The sequence below is a fragment of the Halorussus sp. AFM4 genome (assembly GCF_051194995.1).
Lineage (GTDB): Archaea > Halobacteriota > Halobacteria > Halobacteriales > Haladaptataceae > Halorussus.
Genome location: NZ_JBNTJT010000002.1, coordinates 948,995 through 969,361 on the forward strand (window position 1 = coordinate 948,995; position 20,367 = coordinate 969,361).

The window sequence follows — 20,367 nt, forward strand, 5'->3', positions numbered from 1 at the left end:
CTTTCGGAGTTCGAGAAACGGAGCGACGCGTCCGCTGAGAAGCGCGACGCGTCCGGTGAAAAGAGCAACGCGTCCGGTGAAAAGAGCGATCCGTCCCGCGAGACGAGCGACCTGTCCGGCGGTCAGTCGGCCGCGCGTCCGGTCGGCTCGCCCGGCATCCGGTCGTAGGTCCGCCGGGTCGGCAGCGACCGGAGGCTGGTCGGGTCGGTCGCCGCGTCCACGATCAGGTCGGTTAGGTTCACCTTGTCGGCGAGGAACGCCTCGCGCCTGTCGGCCCACTCGTCGGCGACGCCGGCGGCCGCGAGCAGGTCGGTCGCGGTCTCCAGCACCGGTCGGAACTCCCGGAAGTTGTAGATGAGCCCCTCGCGCTCGAGTTCGGTGAAGTTGCCCATGTCGTCGTCGCCGACGAAGGAGTTCGAGCGGATGGCGGGCGTCCCGAGCAGCGCGGCCTCGGTCACCATGGTCTGGGTGTCGGCCACCAGCAGCGACGCCTCCGCCAGCGCGTCGTGGAGCAGCGCCGGGTGGAGGTCGAACGGTCGGGCGGGCAGCCCGGAGAAGTCCGCGTCGCCGCCCTCGTCGGAGACGAACACCGTCGCGCGGTCGGCCAGCTCCGAGACCAGCCGGCGGCGCTTCTCGGGGGTGAAGCCGGCCTGGCCGACGTCGTGGTGCGAGCCGAAGGCGTTGAGCCTGACTATGACGAACTCCTCGTCGGGCCCGACGCCCAGCTCCTCGCGGATGTCGGTCTGGGGCTCCCACTCCTCGGGGTGGAGGTACGCGCACTCCTTGAACCCCCGGAACACGTGGTGCTTCTCGCCGAGGTCCTTGTCGAAGGTGTGCGGCGTGAGGTAGGCGTCGGCGAAGGGACGCGAGACGGCGTGGTCGAGGTGGGTGTTCTCCGAGTCGGTGATCAGCACCGTCGGCGCGCCGGCGGCGACCCCGGCGTGGGCGGCGTACGCGCCGACGCCGAAGATGCGGTCGGGGTCGTACGCCCGGACGTGCCGGAGGATGGTGAGGTAGTGGCGCGGGAGCTGGCGCGCCAGCGAGTACTTGCTGGTCGCGAGCTCGCCGTAGACCTCGTGGGGAACGTCGTAGTACTCCAGCAGATCGAGGGTGCAGCCGTAGTCGCGGGCCAGCACCAGCGCGTCGTGACCGCGGTCCCGGAGCCGCGAGACGGCGTTGCGGTAGAGGTGGACGTGCGCAGGGGTGTTCGCGAAGAACAGGTAGTTCATGTCCCGACCGTGATTCGACCGCGCGCGGCCATTGTTCTACGCCGCGTTCGCCGGATTCAGTCCCGGACAACTCCGCGCCCGCCCGCTTCAGTCCCAGACAACCGCCGCAGCGCGGAGGGATACGGTCGGGTTGACGCGCCGGTACGGGCGCCCTAGCGGTGCCGCTCCGGAGGTGTCCGCGAGCCGGACGGCGTCCCGGGGCAGTCGCTCAGCCGTCGAGGTCGCGAGAAAAGACTTCGGCGTCGGCCGGATGCGGTTGCGTTGTCGGCCGGATGCGATTGCGTCGTCGGCCGGATGCGATTGCGTCGTCGGTCGGACGTGGCTCCAGTTCGGCCACGCACGGTTCCGGTGTCGTCCGCGGCGATTCCGGGTTCGACCGGCGACCGACCGCGGTCGGGAGGCGATGCGTCGGAGAGCGGATCGAATCAGGACCCGTCGTGGACCTCGACGGTCGCGGGGCCGTCGAGCCGGAACGCGGTGATCTCGCCGGAGAACCGGTAGCCGTCCTTCCCGCCGATGACCCGACCGGAGATCTGGCCGTCCTTGACGGTGTCGCGGTCGTTGATCGACCCGAGCGCCGCGCTCTTGCGGGCCGCGCCGCTGACCTCGAACGTGTAGGTGCTGGCCCGGCGGGGCGCGTCGCTGCCGTCGATGACGAGCTTGTTCGGGAGCGAGAGGTCCGCGACGCCGACCTCCTCGCCGCCGTACCGGAGCGTCCACTTGCTCTCGTCGAGGTTCATCGAGACGATGTCGCCGTCCACCAGGTAGGAGTCGCCGTAGCCGTTGCCCGAGACGCCCGAGGCGGTGACCGTGCCGTCGCCGTTGTCGGTCACGCTGTCGTTGCCCTCGGACTCGACGCCGTTCGAGGCGGAGGTGCGCTTCGTCACGCTGCCCTCGACGGTGAACTCGTAGGTGACGTTCGACGTGTTCTGCCCGGCGACGAGTTCGAGGACGGTTCCGGACGTGTTCGACTGGTCGGAGTCGCTCGTCTCGGAGGTAGTGGAACCGCCGCCGCTACCGCCGCTCGACGTGCCGCTGGCGGCCTCCTCGGCGGTCATGGGGACGCCCGACGGGACGCGGTCGGCGTTGGCGTCCGAGCCCCAGCGGGTGTTCGTCGAGGAGATCGAGGGGTCGCCGGCCCGGCTGTCGGCCACCACGCGCGAGCCCTGGATGTCCGAGTCCTTGACCTCGACCGGACCCCACCACGCCCACACGCCCCGGGAGTTCTTCGCGCCCGGCGAGGAGCAGCCGACGCCGCAGGGCCGGGTCGTGCCGGTCCGCACGACGCAGTTCTCGACGTGGCAGGTCCGGCCGTCGATGGAGCCGACCCGGATGTTCGAGATGTTGTTGCTGTCGAAGAAGCTGTCGTAGACGTTGACCACGCCGCCGTGGCGCCCGTGGTAGGAGTAGCCCGGGTCGGTGCCGTAGAGGCCGTTGTCGATGAAGTGGGCGATGTGTACGTTGCGGAAGTTGAGCGTGCCGTAGTGGTCGCTACCGTTGACCCAGATGCCGCCCTTGCCGGACCTGGGCGTCTGGCCGTCGCCCATGTAGAGGTTCTCGACCGTCGCGGTCCCGCCCTCCGAGACCGCGGGCGTGAACAGGTAGTGGCCGCCGGGGTGGTTGCCCTTGAAGGCGACGTTCCGGATGGTCCAGCCGTCGCCGTTGGCGTAAATCTTGGCCGAGGCGCCCTCGGCGGTCATGTCGATGAGGACGTTCTCGAACGTCTCGCCGCTCCCGACGCTGAAGGTCCGGGTCTCGCCGGCCGAGACCGTGACCGTCTTGTACTCCGCGGCGTCCGCCGCGTCGCTCGCGCCCGCCAGCGCGCCGGCGCCGACCGCGGCGGCGATGCCGGCCCCCGCCGCGCCGAGGAAGGAGCGCCGGTCGACTGTCGGGTCTGCCTTGTCGTCTTCGCGTACCGTCTTGTCGCGTGCCATGCCACTTTCAATGCTCAGTTACTATGTTACAAGTCTTCCGGTTCAGCTTCAATGTCACCTTACTCATTTATTACTGCCCTGGCGAGGGAGCCTGACGTCCCGATTCCCGGCGCCTGCTGTCGAATAGTGCGCCTCGACTGGCGCCTACAGAGACGGGACTCACCGTCACCGGTACGGGGCCGTTAACGGCCGACTTCCGGGCGATAAGCTACCGTTTCCACCGTTCGCACGCACTGCTTATCGGCGGGTCGGGGGTCGGAGTCGGATTCCCGAACGCGATGACCGGTCGTCGGCGCGCCGACCGAAGAAACGGACAACGAGTTCTCCGTTGTTCCGGAACGCTTTTGCCGCAATCCGCACACAACAACGGACATGGCAGACGAAGAAACCGAAGCCGAACTCCGCGAGCAGTTCACCGAGGCGTTCGAGGGCGCCGACTACCCCGTCAGCAACCCGATGGACCTCGTGCCCGCGCTCCCGGACGGCCCGGGGACGCGCTTCGAGGCCGGCGACGTCAGCTTCACCGCGATGGAACTGTCCACGAAGCTCTCGGGCGACCAGGACTTCCCCTACGAGGACGTCGACTCGCTTGTCGACGACCTCATCGAGGGCCTGAAGTCCAACGATATGCTGTAGCTACTCGTCGTCCTCCTCTTCCTCGTCCTCGTCGGGCAGCGCGACGAGGAGCACCTCCCAGACGTCGTACTGCTCGTTGAAGTGACTGTCGAGCACCCGGTCCTTCTCGCCGATGGGGATCGGCTGCTGGGGGTGGGACACCTCCAGCCACGTCACGGTCGGCTCGGTGATGTCCATCTCTGCGATGTCGTCGGGCTGTCGGGCGGTCTCGGGCTGTTCTCCCGTCGCGGGCTCTCCCGGACCCGTCGGTGTACCTTGGCGTTCCACGGTGATCTCCCCGGACCCCGGTACCACACCGACTCACAAAACCCTGCCGGCGGTCGACCGACTCCGGAAGCGACAAGTCCCGACCGTCCCAACTACCGACGATGAGACGGCCGAACGCCCGCACGCTCGCGCTCGCGGCGGCGACGCACGCGCTGGTCGCCGGCACGCTGTTCGCCGGGACCGCGCTCGCCCACGGCGGCGGCCTGCGCGCGGCCGCCGGCAGCCTCGCGGTGCCGACCTGGCTGTTCCTGCTGACGGGCGGGGGCGTCGTGGGCGCGTCGTTCCTGCTGGCGAGTTTCGTCACCGACCGGGCGTTCATCCGGGCGGTCCACGACTGGCGCCGGGTCGCGGGCGCGCGGCTCGACGGCGCGGCGACGCTGACCCGCGCGCTCTCGGTGCTGGCGCTGGTCGGCGTCGTGGCCGTCGGCCTCTTCGGCCCGGAGTCGCTGTACCGGAACGCGGCCATCCTGTTCGTGTGGGTCGGCTGGTGGGCCGGCTACGTCGCCACGGTGTACCTCGTCGGCAACAGCTGGCCCGCGCTCAACCCCTGGCGGGCGGTCGCCGAGTGGCTCCCGTCGCTCGACCGCGACTACCCCGAGCGGCTCGGCGCGTGGCCCAGCGTAGTCGGTCTCCTCGCCGTCGTCTGGCTGGAGGTCGTCAGCCCCCTGGCCGACGACCCCCGGCTGCTGGCGTGGGTCGTGGTCGGCTACACGCTCGTCACGCTGGCGGGCGCGCTGACGTTCGGCCCCGACCGCTGGTTCGGCAGCGTCGACCCCGTCTCCCGGCTGTTCCGGTACTACGGGCTGGTCGCCCCGGTCCAGCGCGGCGAGGACGGCCTGACGCTCCGGATGCCCGGCGCGGCGCTGACCGACCCCGGCGCCGCCGACGGCCGCGACGAGGTGGCGTTCGTGGTGGCCATCCTGTGGGTCACGACCTACGACGGCTTCGTCGGGACGCCGGTCTGGGTCGACGTCGCGCGCGCGGCGGTGGGCGCGGGCGTGCCCGCGGTGGTGCTGTACCCCCTCGCGATGGTGGCCGGGTACGCGCTGTTCCTGGGCGTCTACTGGCTCGCGGCCCGGCAGGCCCGCCGGACCGCCGACACGTACCTGACGGCCGACGCCATCGGACGGCGGTTCGCGCCCACGCTGCTGCCCATCGCGGCTGGCTACCACCTCGCGCACTTCCTGGGGCTGTTCGTTACGCTGCTCCCCGCGCTGGTCGCGGCGCTGACCGACCCCCTGAGCCCGCCGTTCAATCCCTCCGTCTTCGTGCTGCCGGACTGGTTCGGGATGCTCGCCGTGGCGTTCATCCTGCTCGGCCACCTGCTGGCGGTGTGGGTCTCCCACGCGAGCGCCTACGAGGTGTTCCCCGGCCGGCTCCAGGCGATCCGGAGCCAGTACCCCTTCGTGGCCGCGATGGTGCTGTACACCATGACCAGCCTCTGGATCGTCTCGGCGCCCAGCGCCGACCCGCCGTTCGTCTGAACCCATGACCGACGAGCTACCGACCTACCAGACCGACGTGCCGCCGGGCGAGTCGCCCGCCGAGTGCCCGTACTGCGGGCGACCGCTCGAGAGCGAGGAGCTGCTGGTGCTCCACGAGGGGCTCGACCACTGGCGGCGGCTCGACGACGACCGGCGCGAGCAGTTCCGCGAGGCCTACGCCGGCGAGTCCGACGACCTCCGCACCTTCCGGCTGAAGATGCTCGGCCTGCTGGTCGTGGTGTACTTCGTGTTCCTGTTCGTCTACTCCTGGTACACCACCGACCCCTACAGCGTGATCGCGCTCCCGCTCGTCGGGACCCGGCCGGCTCGCCGAGAACTCGCGGCTCGGCTCCGGAGCGGTGGCCTTTAGTCGAGGGCACCCCGACTCGTGGGTATGGACGAACAACCCGGGTTGAGCGACGAATACCGCAAGGCGAGTCCGTGGCCGCTGTTCGTCGCCTTCGGCCTCGCCATCTTCGAGGTCGGCATCGTGTGGCCGCTGTTCCCGGTGGCGGTCGGCGGGCTCCTGCTGTTCGTCGGGAGCGTCGTCGGCATCCTCCGCGAGTCGGGCTACGTCGCCGACCCGTGGAAGGGCCTGGTCGCCGCGTCGGTCGTCTGCCTGGCGGCCGGCGGCGCCATCGCCTACTTCACGACCGGCTCGATCCACCTCCGCGGAGTCGCCATCGTGGTCGGCGGCGTCATCATCCTGTTCGGCGGCGTCTTCGGCTCGTTCTGGCAGCCCAGCCACGTCTGAGGCGGCCGGCCCGCCGCGTCGGACCGCCGCCGGGTTCGGAGCGCGGACCGACCGCCCGGCGCTCCGCCGGGGCGAATCGCCAACCTATTTGATACCCTGGCGGCAATCCTCGGACATGGTAACCCCCGTCTTCGACAAGGAGACCTGGCTCGACATCTCGGTCAACATCATCCCGCTGGTCATCATCGGCTTCTTCATCGCGCTGTTCGCCGCCGCCTCGCCGTGGGCCATCGAGGGGCTGGTCTCGACCGTCGGGTTCGGCCTGCTGGTCGTCCCCTTCCTGGGGCTCGCGCTGCTGACCTACATCGCGGCCAAGCTCATCGAGGGCGCCGAGTCGGAGTGAGTCGGTTCCCGTCCAGTCCTCGCCCGTTCGCGGGCAGTCCGTCTCGCGGCCTTCCTGTCTGATTTCCGACCTCGGGCAGTGCCGGGTCTCCGACACGACCCGGTAATCTTTGCCAGTCCGTCGCACGCAAACTCCCGGATGCGGCGGGGGCGTATCCTAACCTTTCTTTACCTTGTAGTCCTGACCATCGCCCATGGCAGAAGCCGGGCAGATCGCACTCACCGTCGTCATGGGGGTGTTCCTCGTGGGAGTCGCCGCGTTCCTCACCAGGCTCGAGGACTGGCGCTCCTACGCGCCCCTCTCGACCGGCGGGAGCGGTTACGTCGGCGAACAGACCGGGCAGGCACACACCGAGAAGCCTGCCGGAATCGTGCGCTGGTTGACCACGGTCGACCACAAGGACATCGGCATCCTCTACGGCATCTACAGCCTGACCGCGTTCGCGTGGGGCGGCATCGCCGTCCTGCTGATGCGGGCCGAGCTGGCCGCGCCGGCCGAGAACTTCATCGGGGCGAACTTCTACAACGCCCTGCTGACGACCCACGGCATCACGATGCTGTTCCTGTTCGGGACGCCGATCATCGCGGCGTTCGGTAACTACTTCGTCCCGCTGTTAATCGGGGCCGACGACATGGCGTTCCCCCGGATCAACGCCATCGCGTTCTGGCTCCTCCCGCCCGCCGCGGTGCTCATCTGGGCCGGGTTCCCGCTCGCGTCGCTGACGGGCAACATCGACCCCGCCCAGACGGCCTGGACGATGTACACGCCGCTGTCGGTCGAGCAGACCAACCCCGGCGTCGACCTCATGCTGCTGGGACTGCACCTCTCGGGCGTCTCGGCGACGATGGGGGCGATCAACTTCATCGCCACCATCTTCACCGAGCGCGGCGACGACGTCGGCTGGGAGAACCTCGACATCTTCTCCTGGACGATGCTCACCCAGTCGGGGCTCATCCTGTTCTCGTTCCCCCTCCTGGGGAGCGCGCTGGTGATGCTCCTGATGGACCGCAACTTCGCCACGACGTTCTTCGCGACGGAGGGCGGCGGGCCCATCCTGTGGCAGCACCTCTTCTGGTTCTTCGGTCACCCCGAGGTGTACATCCTGGTGCTCCCCCCGATGGGCCTGGTGAGCCTCATCCTGCCGCGGTTCGCGGGCCGGAAGCTGTTCGGGTTCAAGTTCGTGGTGTACTCGACGCTGGCCATCGGCGTGCTGAGCTTCGGCGTCTGGGCCCACCACATGTTCGCGACCGGCATCGACCCGCGCATCCGGGCGTCGTTCATGGCGGTGTCGCTGGCCATCGCGGTGCCGAGCGCGGTCAAGACGTTCAACTGGATCACCACCATGTGGAACGGCCGGCTCCGGCTGACCGCGCCGATGCTGTTCAGCATCGGGTTCGTCCAGAACTTCATCATCGGTGGGGTGACGGGCGTCTTCCTCGCGTCGATCCCGGTCGACCTGGTGCTGCACGACACCTACTACGTGGTCGGGCACTTCCACTTCATCGTGATGGGCGCCATCGCCATGGCCGGCTTCGCGGGCATCTACTACTGGTTCCCGCTGTTCACCGGCCGGATGTACCAGCGCACCCTCGCGAAGTGGCACTTCTGGCTGTCGATGATCGGGAGCAACGTGACGTTCTTCGCGATGATCCTGCTGGGCTACGGCGGCATGCCGCGCCGGTACGCCACCTACGTCTTCAGCAACGCGGAGCTGGTGTCGATGTTCACCAACCTCCACGTCATCGCGACGGTCGGGGCGTTCATCATGGGCTTCGGCCAGCTCATCTTCGTCTACAACTTGGTGACCTCGTGGCTCGAGGGGCCGCGGGTCCGGTCCGGCGACCCGTGGGACCTCGAGGACGACGGGCTCAAGACCAAGGAGTGGGCGTGGTTCGAGCGCAAGCGCGAGAGCGCGGTCACCGTCGCCGACGGCGGCGAGGAGGTCGCCACCGACGGCGGCGAGCCGACCGACGACGAATAGCGACGGAATCTCCGTTTTCCGGTTCGACTGCCCCGCTACCGACGGGTCTCGTTCGAAGCCGCGGCGAACTGACCGGCGGTTCGCGCACGGCGTCCGGCCTCCCTCGTCGGACGCCGCCGGTCACGTCACGGCCAGAATGATGCCCATCGTGAACATGAGGACGGCGATGCCCCCCAGCAGGAAGGCCAGCATGTCTTTCTCGCTCATACCGGAGGTAGGGCGCGAGCGGATGAAAAGGCTAATCCTTCCGCCGCCCCGACTCGTCGACGTGAGCGAGACGCTCGGCGGACGGTCGTTCGTGGTGGGGTTCTACCTCCTCATCGTCGCCATCACCGGCGCGGTCGGCGCGGTGCTGGGGACGGCCGGCCCCGGCGACCTCACCGCGGTCGAACTCCTGGGGCTGGTCGAACTCCAGCCCACGCCGCTCGGGCTGGCGGTCTACGGCATGGTGACGGTCGGGCTGGCGCTCGGCGTCCCGCTGGCGCTGGTCGTCGTCGTCTCCCGGCGGGCCGGCGCCGAGCGCGCCGGCGAGAACACCTGACCGCGGCGCGCGACCGGCCCGATCCGTTCCGCCCGCGCCCGCCCCGCAACCGGCGAGTCCAGCGGGCCCAACACCTAAGGCGGCGTTCCCCGTCGACCCTAGTATGTACCACGTCGTCATCGCCGTGGACGAAGAGACCGACCGCGCGCGCAGGCAGGCCCGAGCGGTCGCCGACCTCCCCCGCTCGGCCGACGAGGTGCGGGCGACCCTGCTCCACGTGTTCACCGAGAACCCCGGCGGGGCGTCGGCGACGCAGGTCGGCGCGGTCCGTCGGGCCGAGGAACTGCTGGAGGAGGCCGGCGTCGAGGTCGACATCGCCGAACGGAGCGGCGAACCCGCCGCGAGCGTGCTCGACTTCGCCGACGCCGAGGACGCCGACTGCATCTGCGTCGGCGGCCGGAGCCGCTCGCCCGCCGGCAAGGCCATCTTCGGCAGCGTCTCCCAGTCGGTCATCCTCCAGGCCGACCGGCCGGTGCTCGTGACCGGCGGCGCGGCCTCGGAGTAGGCGGCCGCCTCTCGTTCTCCCCGACCGGACGACCGGCTCCGTCAGTTGACCGCGAGAACAGCGAGAACGCGACGCGGAGGCGGTGGGAAACTCAGCCGTCGAAGAACGTCCGCAGCGCCGCGGCAACCCCGTCGGCGTCGGTCTCCTCGACGGTCCGGCTGTCGGGTCCGTCGAACGCGACGAACCGCGGGGCCGCGTCGACGCCGTGCGTCCTGCAGAACTCGGCGGCGACCTCGCCGTCGACGCCGGCGACCGCGACCCCCTCGGGCACCGCGGCCAGCACTGCGTCGAGGTCGGCCTTCAGCGCGTCGCAGGGGTCGCAAAAGCGCTTCCAGACCGACACCACCGCCCGGTCGCGGTCGGCGAGGAACGACCCGGGGTCGGCGGTCACGTCCTCGAGTGCCGGCGGCACCGGCGAGTCGGGGACCGTCTCCCAGACCATCCCGGCCATGGTGGCCAGGTCGGTCGGCGCGACCTCGCGGTCGAGGTGCGACCGGACCGCGAGGTAGCAGACGAACTCCCCGCGGTCGATGTCCCGCTCGGCCAGCAGGTCGGCCGCCGCGTCCGCGTCGGGCAGGCCGAACGTCTCGGCGACCGCCTCGCGGAACTCGTCGTCGCCGATTCCGAGGTACGAGTCGTGGTAGATGGCCCGCGTGTCCTCGAACTCGTCGGTGGGGCCGACCTCGCCGCCGTCGCCGACCGCCAGCACGTCCTCCTCGACCAGCGCGTCGAACAGCGCCTCCGGGTCGCCGGCGGGCGCCGGCGGGCTGTCGTCCCCACCGCCGGGCGGCTCAGACGCCGAGGTATCGCTCTCTCGTCTCGTCATCCTGTCGTAGTTCGGCCGCGCTTCCCTCGAAGACGATGCTCCCCTGGTCGACGACGTAGCAGCGGTCGGCGATGTCCATCGCGGCGACGGCGTTCTGCTCGACGAGCAGGATGGTCGTGCCCGACTCGCTGATGCGCTCGATGGCGTCCTCGACGTCCGCGATGATCTGGGGCGCCAGCCCCTCGTAGGGCTCGTCGAGCAGCAGCAGGTCGGTGCTCTGCTTGAGCGCCCGGGCGATGGCGAGCATCTGCTGCTCGCCGCCCGACAGCGTCCCGGCCTGCTGGGTCCGGCGCTCGTCGAGCCGCGGGAACTCCTCGTAGACCTGGTCGGTCGTCATGCCCGCGTGTTCGACCTCCGGGATCGTCCGGCCGACGGTGTTGGACGCGTTGTTGGTGACCTCCGCGAGGTGGAGGTTCTCCGCCACGGTGAGGTTCGGGAACACACGCCGCTCCTCGGGCACCAGCGAGATGCCCCGCGAGGAGATGTCCTCGGGCGAGAGGTCGGTGATGTCCTCGCCCTTGAACGTCACGCTGCCGTCCCGGACCTCCGGGGGCCTGGCGCCCGAGATCGACCGGAGCGTGGTGGTCTTGCCCGCGCCGTTCCGGCCGAGCAGCGCGCAGATCTCGCCCTCCTCGACGTCCATCGTCACGTCCCGGAGGATGTGGCTCTGGCCGTAGTAGGAGTCGACCTCCGACAGCTCCAGCAGACTCACGCGAACCACCTCCCGGGAGCGTGAGGTCGGCAGTCGCACGCCCGTCGGGACCGTCTTCCGGAACTCAAACCTCGACACCTCCGAGGTACGCCTCCTGGACCTCCGGGTCGCCCTGGACCTCCTCGGGCGTGCCCTCCGCGATGACGCTGCCGCGGTTCAGCACGACGATCCGGTCCGAGACGTTGAACACGATCTCCATGTCGTGCTCGACCAGCATGATGGTCAGGTCGAGCTCCTCCTTGACCTCCTCGATGAGCTCGACCGTGTTGGCCGTCTCCTCGGGCGACATGCCCGCGGTCGGCTCGTCCATCAGCAGCAGGTCGGGCTCGCTGGCGAGCGCGATGCCGATCTCGAGCCGGCGCTTGTCGCCGTACGGCAGGTCGACCGCGGTGACGTTGCGCTGGCTCCAGAGCCCGACCGCGTCGAGCATCCGGCGGGCCAGGTCGTCGACCTCGCCGTAGCTGTCGCGCCGGCGCAGGAAGTTGAACCGGAACGAGCCGTGCTCGGCGGCCAGCGCCGCGATCTGGGCGTTCTCCTCGACGGTGAGATCCGGGAAGATGGAGGCGGTCTGGAACGACCGGCTCACGCCCCGCTGGACGACCTCGTGGGGCTCGGCGGCGACGATGGAGTCGCCCTTGAACCGGATGTCGCCCGACGAGGCGTCGAGCATCCGCGTGATGAGGTTGATGAGCGTCGACTTGCCCGCGCCGTTGGGGCCGATGACGCTGACGCTCTCGCCCTCCTCGATGTCGAGGTTCACCCGGTCGACCGCGGTCAGCCCGCCGAACGACTTGGTGAGGTCGGTGGTCTCGAGCAGCCCCATCTACCGCTCACCTCCCGTGCGGCCGCGGATCGCATCGCCGGCGTCCTCGAGCAGCCCCCAGAGGCCGCGGGGGAACAGCGCGATGACCAGCACGAACACCAGCCCGAGGATGAGGTGCCAGTAGGCGCCGAACCCGTCCAGCAGCACCACGGGCTCCTGCACCAGCGTGATCCACTCGGACGGGCCGGTGAACGTCAGGGTGAGCTTCTGGACGCCGCTGATGATGTTCTCGACGTAGAGGTAGATGCCCGCGCCCACGATGGGCCCGAACAGCGACCCCACGCCGCCGAGCACCGCCATGATGACGACCTCGCCGCTGGTCGTCCAGTACAGCGACTGAAGGGGGACGTAGGCGCCGTAGATGGTGAACAGGCTGCCGGCGATGCCCGCGAACGCCCCGGAGATGATGAACGACATCAGCTTGTACCGCCAGACGTTCAGCCCGACGAACTCCGCGCGCTGCTCGTTCTCGCGGACGGCCCGGAACACCATGCCGTACGGCGAGTGGAGGATGCGGTAGGCGACCGCGACCGACGCGACGGCCACGATCCCGACCAGCACGTACTTCCACGTCCCGACGAGCCAGCCCACCACCGGCACCGGGTACCGGAGGTCGAACGTGCCCAGCAGCGAGCCGATCTCGACCGCGGTGTAGCCGTTCTCGCCGTTGGTGATCCAGGCCATCGGCGACAGCGCCAGGTAGTAGGCCATCTGGCCGAACGCCAGCGTGAGGATCGAGAAGTAGATCCCGCCCCGGCGCAGCGAGATGAACCCGAGTATCCACGCCAGCAGCGCCGCGAAGGCGGTCCCGGCGAGGATGATGAGTATCGGGCTCGACGACACCAGGTTGCTGAAGATGCCGGCCGCGTAGGCCGCCCCGCCCCAGAACGCGGCGTGACCGAACGACAGCAGGCCGGTGTACCCCAGCAGCAGGTTGAACCCCATCGCGAAGATGCCCCAGATGAGCATCAGCGTCGCGAGGTCGCGGTAGCCGTTGAGGAAGCCGCTGATCACGGGCGCGTCCGAGAACAGCCACGGGAACACCGCGACGAACGCGGCGAACAGCGCCACGACGAACAGCTCGCTCTCCATGAGCGCGTCCAGCGAGAACAGTTCGCCCTCCGCCGCCCCGACGACGGTCCCCTCGTCGGCGTCGGCGTGCTCGGTCTGCTCGTCGGTCATGGGGTCACCTCCTCGACGCCGAGCAGGCCCTGGGGCCGCGCGAGCAGCACGATGGCCGCCAGCACGTAGATGCCGACCTGGGACCACTGGGGCGCGACCGCGACCAGGATGGCCAGCGTCTCGCCGATGAGGATGCCGCCCAGCACCGCGCCGGTGATGGAGCCGACCCCGCCGATGACGACGACCAGGAACGCCGGCACCAGCACCTCGGTGCCGATGTTGGGGTTGACCGCGTACAGCGGGCCGCCGACCACGCCGGCGACGCCGGCCAGCGCGGCGCCCACGCCGAACACCATGAGGTACGGCCGGGTGATCCTGATGCCGAGCAGCTGGACCATCTCGGCGTCCCGCGTGCCCGCCCGGACGACCAGCCCGAAGTCGGTGTACTCGATGAGCAGGTAGACGCCGATCACCAGCGCCGCGGTGATGCCGAGCACGTACAGCCGCCACTGCGGGAAGCTACCGATGATCGGAACCGACACCGGACCGCTCGCCCACGCCGGCCGCGCGAAGTTGTAGCTCTGGCCGCCGAACAGGATCTTGAACACCTCCTGGACGACGATGGCCAGCCCGAACGTCAGCAGGATCTGGTCGGTGTCGGGCCTGTCGTAGAACGGCCTGGCCACGAACCGCTCCATCAGCACCCCGACGGCGAACACCACCACCGGAACGATGATGAGGGCCGGCAGGAAGCCCCAGCCGAGCCCGAGTTCCGTGTACCCCCACTCCGCCAGCTTGCCGCCGGTCAGCTGCACCTCGAGGGTGATGAACAGGCCGACGTACGTCCCGATGAGGTACAGCGCCCCGTGGGCGAAGTTGACGAACTTCAGCGTCCCGAGGATGATCGACAGCCCGATGGCGACCAGCACGTAGATGGCTCCCTGCTGGAGCCCGTTTATCAGCACTGTAGCCACTTCGGAAACGAGACTCACGTTTCTCCCCCCGAACGTTGTCTCCGTCCTTCGTCACTGCGCGTGTCCATGTATAAGTCTACCATGTGTTTGGTATCCTCTATCTACCATAAACGTTGGTGAATAACTCCGGCCGGAGGGTTATTCGTACGAACCGAGCTTGCACTCCGCGGCCGGTCCCTCGCCGCACTTGTAGCCGAGTTCGCTCCGGGAGGTGAGGTTCACCAGCTCGAAGAAGCGCCCGGAGCCCTGCTCGGACTCGGGGAGGCCCTTGACGACCGGCACCGCGCGCTGGGCCTGGTGGTCGCACTTGCGCATCGTCTCCTTGCCCATCCCGAGGTTGTCGTACTTCCGTCCCTCGAGCTGCTTGATGATCTCCGGCGGGTAGAACGTCCCGGCGCGCTCGGCCGCCGCGGCGTACTGGAGCGTCTGGGCGTACGCCAGCTGGGCCGGCCCGGACGGGACCCGACCGCCGTACTCGTCGCCGAACGCCTTGGCGAAGCTGTTGGACGGCTCGTTGTCGATCTGGGCGTCCCACGCCACCGTACCGTAGATGCCCTCGATGGCGCCGCCGGCGGCCTGGGCCATCGGCCGGTTGTACAGCGGCATCACGATCTCCATGTCCTCGTCGAGCCCCATCTCGATGGCCTGCCCGAGCGAGTTCGCGCCGTCGAGCCCGTAGTGGTTGAGGAAGATGGCGTCGGCGCCCGAACTCTGGGCCTCCGAGAGGTACGACTGGTAGTCCTTCGTCCCGAGCGGCGTGGGCACGCTGTCGACCTGCGACCAGCCGGCCTTCTCGAAGAACTTCTTCATCGAGGCCTGCTGGGTCTTCCCCCAGCTGTAGTCGGCGTACAGCTGGTAGAACTTGAGGTCGTCGCCGTACTCCCCGGTGACGACCGGCGCCAGCGCCTGGCCGGTCATGTAGGCGTTGAACATCTCCCGGAACCCGTACCGGACGCAGTTCTTGCCCGTGGTGTCGTTCGAGTGGGTCAGGCACGCCATGAACAGCACCTTCTCCTGCTGGCACAGCTCCTGGACCGCGATGGCCACCGCGCTCGACGACCCGCCCGAGATCATCTGGACGTTGTCCCGCTGGATCATCCGGCGGGCGGACTGGCGGGCGGTGTCGGCGTCGGTCGCGGTGTCGCCGGTCACGTAGTCGACCGTCTTGCCGAGCACCCCCTCGCCCGAGAGGTCGCTCCAGCTGTCGACCCAGCCCCCGCCGTTGTTGAGGTGCTTCACGGCGAGCTTGTACGCCCGGAGCTCGTCCTTCCCCTCCGAGGAGTACGGCCCGGACTGGGGCACGTTGAACCCGAACGTCACGGTGTCGCCCTCGACCGGGAAGTTGCCCAGCGCCGGGTAGTCCTCCGAACCCCCGCCGCCTCCGCCGCCGCCGAGACATCCCGCGATCGAAGCGATACTCGCAGCGCCCGTCGCACCTGCAGCCTTCACGACGTCACGTCGCGTTGGGCCACCGTTAGCTTGTGGCATGGTGTCGGCAAGCAACCCATGCGTAATAATTGTTACTGTTATTAAATCGCGAACGGCGGCGCGTTCCCGCGAATATTGCCGGAACTGTCCGGTCGGCTGTCGTTTCCGGGCGGAAAAAACGAGTGTCCCGTCGAGCGAGCTACTCGTAGGGGCCGAGCTGGCACTCCGCGGCCGGGCCCTCGTTGCAGGCGTAGCCCAGCGTGTCTCGCGGCGTGAGGTTGACGATCTCGAAGTACTGGCCCTGCTGCTGTTCGCCTCCCGGGAGTCCCTTCACCACCGGGACCGCGCGCTGGGCCTGGTGGTCGCACTTGCGCATCGTCTCCTCGCCCATCCCGATGTTGTTGTACTGGTGGTTCTCCAGCTGCTTGATGACCTCCGGCGGGTAGAACGTCCCGGCGCGCTCGGCCGCCGCGGCGTACTGGAGCGTCTGGGCGTACGCCAGCTGGGCCGGTCCCGACGGGATGCGCTGGTACTTCTGCTGGAACGCCTGGGTGAACGAGTTCGACGGCTGGTTGTCGATCTGGGAGTCCCACGCCACCGTGCCGAACACGCCCTCGATGGCGCCGCCGGCGGCCTGGGCCATCGGCCGGTTGTACAGCGGCACGACGATCTTCATGTCCTCTTTGAGGCCCATGTCGACCGCCTGGCTCAGCGAGTTCGCGCCGTCGAGCCCGTAGTGGTCGAGGAACAGCACGTCGGTCTTGTCGCGCGGGACCTGCGAGAGGTACGACGAGAAGTCCTTGGTGCCCAGCGGCGTGGCCACGCTGTTGATCTGCGACCAGCCGGCCTCCTCGAAGAACTTCTTCATCGAGCTCTGGACGGTCTGGCCCCACGTGTAGTCGGCGTACAGCTGGTAGAAGTTGTTGTTCTTGCCGTACTCCTTGGTCACCGGCGGCACCAGCGCCTGCGCGGACATGTAGGCGTTGAACATCTCCCGGAACGAGTACCGGACGCACGACTTGCCCGTGGTGTCGTTCGAGTGGGTCAGACAGCACATGTACTGGACCTTCTCGCGCTGGCACAGCTCCTGGATGGCAATGGCCACCGCGCTCGACGACCCGCCCGAGAGCATGATCGCCTTGTCGCGCTGGATCATCCGGCGCGCCGTCTGGCGGGCGGTGTCGGCGTCGGTCGCCGTGTCGCCCGAGACGGTCTGGACCTGGTTGCCCAGCACGCCGTTGCCCGAGAGGTCGCTCCAGTTGTCGACCCAGCCCCCGCCGTTGTTGAGGTGTTCGACCGCCAACCGGTACGCCCGGAGTTCGTCCTTCCCCTCCGAGGAGTACGGCCCGGACTGCGGGACCGTGAACCCGAACGTCGGGTTGCCCTGCACCGGGTAGTTTCCGATCGGCGGATGCTCCTGTGCGCTCGCGTTACCGGCGACCCCGGCGACCCCCGCCAGACCGGTCGCTCCGGCCATCTTGACGACGTCTCTGCGCGTCACGTCAGTGTCATTTCCCCGTGACATCGTCTCACAGAACTACAACATCCTTAATAATTATACGGGAAGATTACGGCCCGGCAGATGTAAAATATCGGCCAATTATCGCCTTAGTCGAGCATTGACGTGCAGTTGTGCCCGTTACGCTGCGCCCCGAACGCCGGGACGCACCCCGACGAGGACTGCCCGCGAAGCGCCGCCGACCGGCGACCGGACGTGACCCCCGCCGGACAGTTACAGCGCGTCGGCGAGTTCGGCCAGCGACCCGACGGTCAGGTCGGCGTCGCCCCCGATGCGCTCGGCCGGCTCGCGGGCCCGGTTCACCCACGCGGTCGCCATGCCGGCCTGCGAGGCCCCCGCGACGTCCCACGCGTTCGAGGAGACCAGCCGGCAGTCGGCCAGCGACCGGTCGAGCCGGTCGGCGGCGTTCCCGTACACCGCGGGGTCGGGCTTGAACGACCCGACCTCGTGGGCGCTGACGACGTCGTCGAGGTGGGCCGCCAGCCCGGCGTTCTCCGCGAGCGTCTCCAGCATCTCGGGGTTGCCGTTCGAGAGCACGACGACGGTCGCCCCGCTCTCCCCGAGTCGCTCCAGCGCCTCGACGGCGTCGGGGTACGGGTCGAGGTGCTCGTACGCCGCGATGATGCGCTCCTGGCCCGCCTCGTCGACCGGGAGGCCGTAGAACTCCAGGGCGTACTCCAGCGCCCGCTCGGTGACCTCCCAGAACGTCCGGTAGTCGTCCATCAGCGCCGTCTCGGTGGCGTACTGGAGCTGCTTCTGCCGCCACAGCTCGTCGACGGACTGCACCACCTTGTCGGTCAGGTCGAGCTCCTCGCCGAGCGTCTCGGTGACGCTGCTGGTGTCGCACAGCGTCCCGTACATGTCGAAGCAGAGCGCTTCTTCGGGCATTGGTATCGGTTAGCTCGGGGCGAGGCGCCTTGGGTCTTGGGCTCTCGGTGGATTCTGTAGCGTACGGGGGTGTTCGACGGTTGCGCTACGAGACGGGAAACGAGAACACCCCGAAGTCGAGAGAGACAGAGTCGACCCGGAGCTCCGTCCGCCCTACCCCTCCCCGACCATCCGGTCCTCGTCGCCCCACTCGCGCTCGCGGAGCTCGTACTTCTGGATCTTCCCGGTGGCGGTCGCGGGCAGCTCTGCGACGAACTCCACGCGCTTGACCGCCTTGTAGGAGGCCATGTGCTCCTTCGTGAACTCCCGGATCTCCTGCTCGGTCACGCCGGGGGCGTCGGGGTCGCCCGACGTCGGGACCACGAACGCCTTGGGCTCCTCGCCCCAGCGCTCGCTCGGGGCCGGGATGACCGCGACGTCGTTGACCTCGTCGTGGTCGAACAGCGTGTCCTCGATCTCGATGCTGGAGATGTTCTCGCCGCCCGAGACGATGATGTCCTTCTTGCGGTCCTTGATCGACACCATGCCGTGCTCGTCGACGCTCGCGAGGTCGCCGGTGTGGAACCACCCCTCGCGCTTCTCGTTGAACGCCTCCTCGGTCGCCTCGGGCTTCTCCCAGTAGCCCTCCATCACCTGGTTGCCCCGGACCACGATCTCGCCGATGGTCGAGTCGTCGCGGGGGACGTCCTCGCCGTCGTCGTCGACGACCGCGACCTCGGTGCCGAGCACGCCCATCCCCTGGCGCTTCTTGAGCGCGAACCGGCCGTCGTCGTCCGCGTCGAGCAGCCGGCGGGCGTCCGACATGGTGATGAGCGGGCCGGTCTCGGTCAGGCCGTAGAGGTGCTTGAGGTACCAGCCGAACTCGTCCTCGACCGCCCGGATGGTCGCCTCGGGCGGCGCCGACCCCGCGGTCGTCACCCGGACGTCGCTGTCGCCGGTCATCGCGGGCTCGCCGTTCTCCTCGTAGTAGTCGATGAGCATGTTGAGCACCGTCGGCGCGCCGCAGAGGAACGAGACGTCCTCGGCCCGGATGGTCTCGACGACCTCGGCGGCGTCGATCCCCCGGGTGCAGACGTGCGTGGCGCCCATCCCGGTGACGGCGTAGATGTGGCCCCAGCCGTTGACGTGGAACATCGGCAGGGTCCAGAGGTAGACGTCGTCGTCGTAGATCTCCTGGTGGACCGACAGCACGTAGGCGTGGAGCGTCTCGGTCCGGTGGGTCCGCATCACGCCCTTCGGGTCGCCGGTGGTACCGGAGGTGTAGTTGATGGTGACGACCTCGTCCTCGGCCATCTCTGGCCGGGCGAAGCCGTCGGGGTCGGCGTCGTCGACCACCGCGTCGAAGTCCTCCCAGTCGCCCTCGGTCGCGTCGGCGTCGTTGCTGACGAAGGTCTCGGTGGGCACCTCGTCGCGGACCGCCTCGATCTTCTCGGCGTACTCGTAGTCGGCGACGACCGCGTCGACGCCGGCGTCGTTCAGGATGTACTCGTAGTCGTCGGGCGTCAGCCGGTAGTTCAGCGGGGTGTGGACCGCCCCGAGCTGGAAGGCGGCGTACGCAGCCTCGAGCTGGTAGTGGGTGTTGGGGTCGAGCACCGCGACCCGGTCGCCCTTCTCGATCCCCCGGTCGGCGAGCGCGGCCGCCAGCCGGTCGACCCGGTCGCCGAACTCGTCGTAGGTGTAGCGCTCGCCGGTCGCGGCGACGACCGCCTCCTGGTCGCCGTAGTGGCGCCGCGCCCTGTCGAGGAAGTCAGTCACCAGTAGCGGTTTGTGCATGCATCTACTATCATCAACTTTCGAGATATAAATTCCGGTGGCGGTAAGTAACTCGCCGACGGGACCGCGGCGAGCCGAGACGAGTCAGACCCTCAACAGGACACCGACCGGTCCCCGGACGCCCACCAGCTATTCCCCGCCGAACGCCGACCTGTCGCTATGAGCATCAGACAGTCGATGCGGGACATCGACCGCGCGGTCGAGGACGCCATCGGGAGCCGCGAGCGGTACGAGTCCGACGAGGAGGGCCGGTCGCGGCGCCGGGCCTACGAGAAGTCCATCGAGGCGGTCGCCGAGCGGGCGGGCAAGACCGAGGCCGAGCGACTGGCGACGTGGATCGAGACCACGATCCGGGACAGCGAGAGGCTCCCGTCGAGCGAGCGCGTCCGGAAGGAGGGCGCGGAGATCTGCCGGGACGCCGGACGCTCGGTGTCCGCGAACGACTGGCTCGGCGCCTGAGGACGGTCTCGACTGCGCGCCCGGGGCCGGCCCGGGAGTCGCCGGATCAGTCGCCGGCGACCTTCCGCTGGATGTCCTCGACCACGTCCGGGTTCCGGAGGGTGGAGGTGTTGCCGAGCTCGTCGCCGTTGGCGATGTCCTCCAGGAGCCGGCGCATGATCTTGCCCGA

Annotated in this window: 21 protein-coding genes and 1 pseudogene; 9 read left to right on the forward strand and 13 right to left on the reverse strand. The window is 68.9% G+C overall.

Going from position 1 to position 20,367, the window contains the following annotated elements; translation table 11 throughout:
• Positions 1-122: 122 nt before the first annotated feature.
• On the reverse strand, positions 123-1,229 hold the full coding sequence (locus ACQUQF_RS12920) for a DUF354 domain-containing protein (RefSeq protein WP_435179450.1): 1,107 nt from the start codon (positions 1,227-1,229) through the stop codon (positions 123-125).
• A gap of 425 nt (positions 1,230-1,654) precedes the next feature.
• A complete protein-coding gene (locus tag ACQUQF_RS12925) occupies positions 1,655-3,163 on the reverse strand; it encodes a hypothetical protein (protein WP_435179453.1) in 1,509 nt (502 codons plus the stop codon).
• A gap of 372 nt (positions 3,164-3,535) precedes the next feature.
• On the opposite strand from ACQUQF_RS12925, the gene ACQUQF_RS12930 reads away from it, so the two are divergent.
• On the forward strand, positions 3,536-3,799 hold the full coding sequence (locus tag ACQUQF_RS12930; RefSeq protein WP_435179456.1) for an MTH865 family protein: 264 nt from the start codon (positions 3,536-3,538) through the stop codon (positions 3,797-3,799).
• Here the strand turns inward: ACQUQF_RS12930 and ACQUQF_RS12935 are convergent, their stop codons facing one another.
• Complete coding sequence (locus ACQUQF_RS12935) at positions 3,800-4,066, reverse strand: hypothetical protein (RefSeq protein WP_435179459.1); 267 nt, start codon at positions 4,064-4,066, stop codon at positions 3,800-3,802.
• A gap of 101 nt (positions 4,067-4,167) precedes the next feature.
• Between ACQUQF_RS12935 and ACQUQF_RS12940 the strand changes: the two genes are divergently transcribed.
• From ACQUQF_RS12940 to ACQUQF_RS12970, 7 genes are all read left to right on the forward strand, one after another.
• The gene (locus ACQUQF_RS12940; protein WP_435179462.1) at positions 4,168-5,550 is read left to right on the forward strand and encodes a hypothetical protein; all 1,383 of its coding nucleotides are present in this window, start codon (positions 4,168-4,170) and stop codon (positions 5,548-5,550) included.
• A 4-nt stretch (positions 5,551-5,554) separates the two neighbouring features.
• Positions 5,555-5,920, forward strand: a complete 366-nt coding sequence (locus ACQUQF_RS12945; RefSeq protein WP_435179465.1) for a DUF7410 domain-containing protein — start codon at positions 5,555-5,557, stop codon at positions 5,918-5,920.
• A 24-nt stretch (positions 5,921-5,944) separates the two neighbouring features.
• Positions 5,945-6,304 (forward strand): DUF7541 family protein, encoded by a 360-nt coding sequence (locus tag ACQUQF_RS12950; RefSeq protein WP_435179468.1) that lies wholly within the window; start codon positions 5,945-5,947, stop codon positions 6,302-6,304.
• 115 nt (positions 6,305-6,419) lie between these two features.
• Positions 6,420-6,647, forward strand: a complete 228-nt coding sequence (locus ACQUQF_RS12955; RefSeq protein WP_435179470.1) for a DUF6684 family protein — start codon at positions 6,420-6,422, stop codon at positions 6,645-6,647.
• Positions 6,648-6,840: 193 nt separating this feature from the next.
• A complete protein-coding gene (locus ACQUQF_RS12960; RefSeq protein WP_435179472.1) occupies positions 6,841-8,628 on the forward strand; it encodes a cbb3-type cytochrome c oxidase subunit I in 1,788 nt (595 codons plus the stop codon).
• Positions 8,629-8,896: 268 nt separating this feature from the next.
• A complete protein-coding gene (locus ACQUQF_RS12965; RefSeq protein WP_435179474.1) occupies positions 8,897-9,169 on the forward strand; it encodes a DUF7520 family protein in 273 nt (90 codons plus the stop codon).
• Positions 9,170-9,272: 103 nt separating this feature from the next.
• Positions 9,273-9,674: a universal stress protein gene (locus ACQUQF_RS12970; protein ID WP_435179476.1), complete on the forward strand. Its 402-nt coding sequence runs from the start codon at positions 9,273-9,275 to the stop codon at positions 9,672-9,674.
• A gap of 91 nt (positions 9,675-9,765) precedes the next feature.
• On the opposite strand, the gene ACQUQF_RS12975 is transcribed toward ACQUQF_RS12970, so the two are convergent.
• From ACQUQF_RS12975 to ACQUQF_RS13015, 9 genes are all read right to left on the reverse strand, one after another.
• On the reverse strand, positions 9,766-10,500 hold the full coding sequence (locus ACQUQF_RS12975; protein ID WP_435179478.1) for a thioredoxin domain-containing protein: 735 nt from the start codon (positions 10,498-10,500) through the stop codon (positions 9,766-9,768).
• Complete coding sequence (locus ACQUQF_RS12980; protein WP_435179480.1) at positions 10,466-11,212, reverse strand: ABC transporter ATP-binding protein; 747 nt, start codon at positions 11,210-11,212, stop codon at positions 10,466-10,468. Before ACQUQF_RS12980 ends, ACQUQF_RS12975 begins: the two co-directional genes overlap by 35 nt.
• A 64-nt stretch (positions 11,213-11,276) precedes the next feature.
• Positions 11,277-12,035, reverse strand: coding sequence for an ABC transporter ATP-binding protein (locus ACQUQF_RS12985; RefSeq protein WP_435179482.1), 759 nt, complete (start codon positions 12,033-12,035; stop codon positions 11,277-11,279).
• Positions 12,036-13,217 (reverse strand): branched-chain amino acid ABC transporter permease, encoded by a 1,182-nt coding sequence (locus ACQUQF_RS12990; RefSeq protein WP_435179484.1) that lies wholly within the window; start codon positions 13,215-13,217, stop codon positions 12,036-12,038.
• Positions 13,214-14,149 carry a branched-chain amino acid ABC transporter permease gene (locus ACQUQF_RS12995; RefSeq protein ID WP_435179486.1) on the reverse strand — a complete coding sequence of 312 codons (936 nt, stop codon included), beginning with the start codon at positions 14,147-14,149 and terminating at the stop codon, positions 13,214-13,216. Before ACQUQF_RS12995 ends, ACQUQF_RS12990 begins: the two co-directional genes overlap by 4 nt.
• 120 nt (positions 14,150-14,269) lie before the next feature.
• Positions 14,270-15,619, reverse strand: a complete 1,350-nt coding sequence (locus ACQUQF_RS13000) for a substrate-binding protein (protein WP_435179488.1) — start codon at positions 15,617-15,619, stop codon at positions 14,270-14,272.
• A gap of 139 nt (positions 15,620-15,758) precedes the next feature.
• Positions 15,759-17,084, reverse strand: a complete 1,326-nt coding sequence (locus ACQUQF_RS13005; protein WP_435179490.1) for a substrate-binding protein — start codon at positions 17,082-17,084, stop codon at positions 15,759-15,761.
• 207 nt (positions 17,085-17,291) lie between these two features.
• Positions 17,292-17,966, reverse strand: a complete 675-nt coding sequence (locus tag ACQUQF_RS13010; protein ID WP_435179492.1) for a haloacid dehalogenase type II — start codon at positions 17,964-17,966, stop codon at positions 17,292-17,294.
• A gap of 153 nt (positions 17,967-18,119) precedes the next feature.
• Complete coding sequence (locus ACQUQF_RS13015; protein ID WP_435179494.1) at positions 18,120-19,739, reverse strand: long-chain-fatty-acid--CoA ligase; 1,620 nt, start codon at positions 19,737-19,739, stop codon at positions 18,120-18,122.
• Positions 19,740-19,898: 159 nt separating this feature from the next.
• Here ACQUQF_RS13015 and ACQUQF_RS13020 point away from each other — a divergent pair, with 159 nt between their 5' ends.
• Complete coding sequence (locus ACQUQF_RS13020) at positions 19,899-20,198, forward strand: hypothetical protein (RefSeq protein ID WP_435179496.1); 300 nt, start codon at positions 19,899-19,901, stop codon at positions 20,196-20,198.
• A gap of 46 nt (positions 20,199-20,244) precedes the next feature.
• Here ACQUQF_RS13020 and ACQUQF_RS13025 read toward each other — a convergent pair.
• Positions 20,245-20,367 (reverse strand): annotated as a pseudogene (locus ACQUQF_RS13025) (AMP-binding enzyme); the annotation flags it as partial.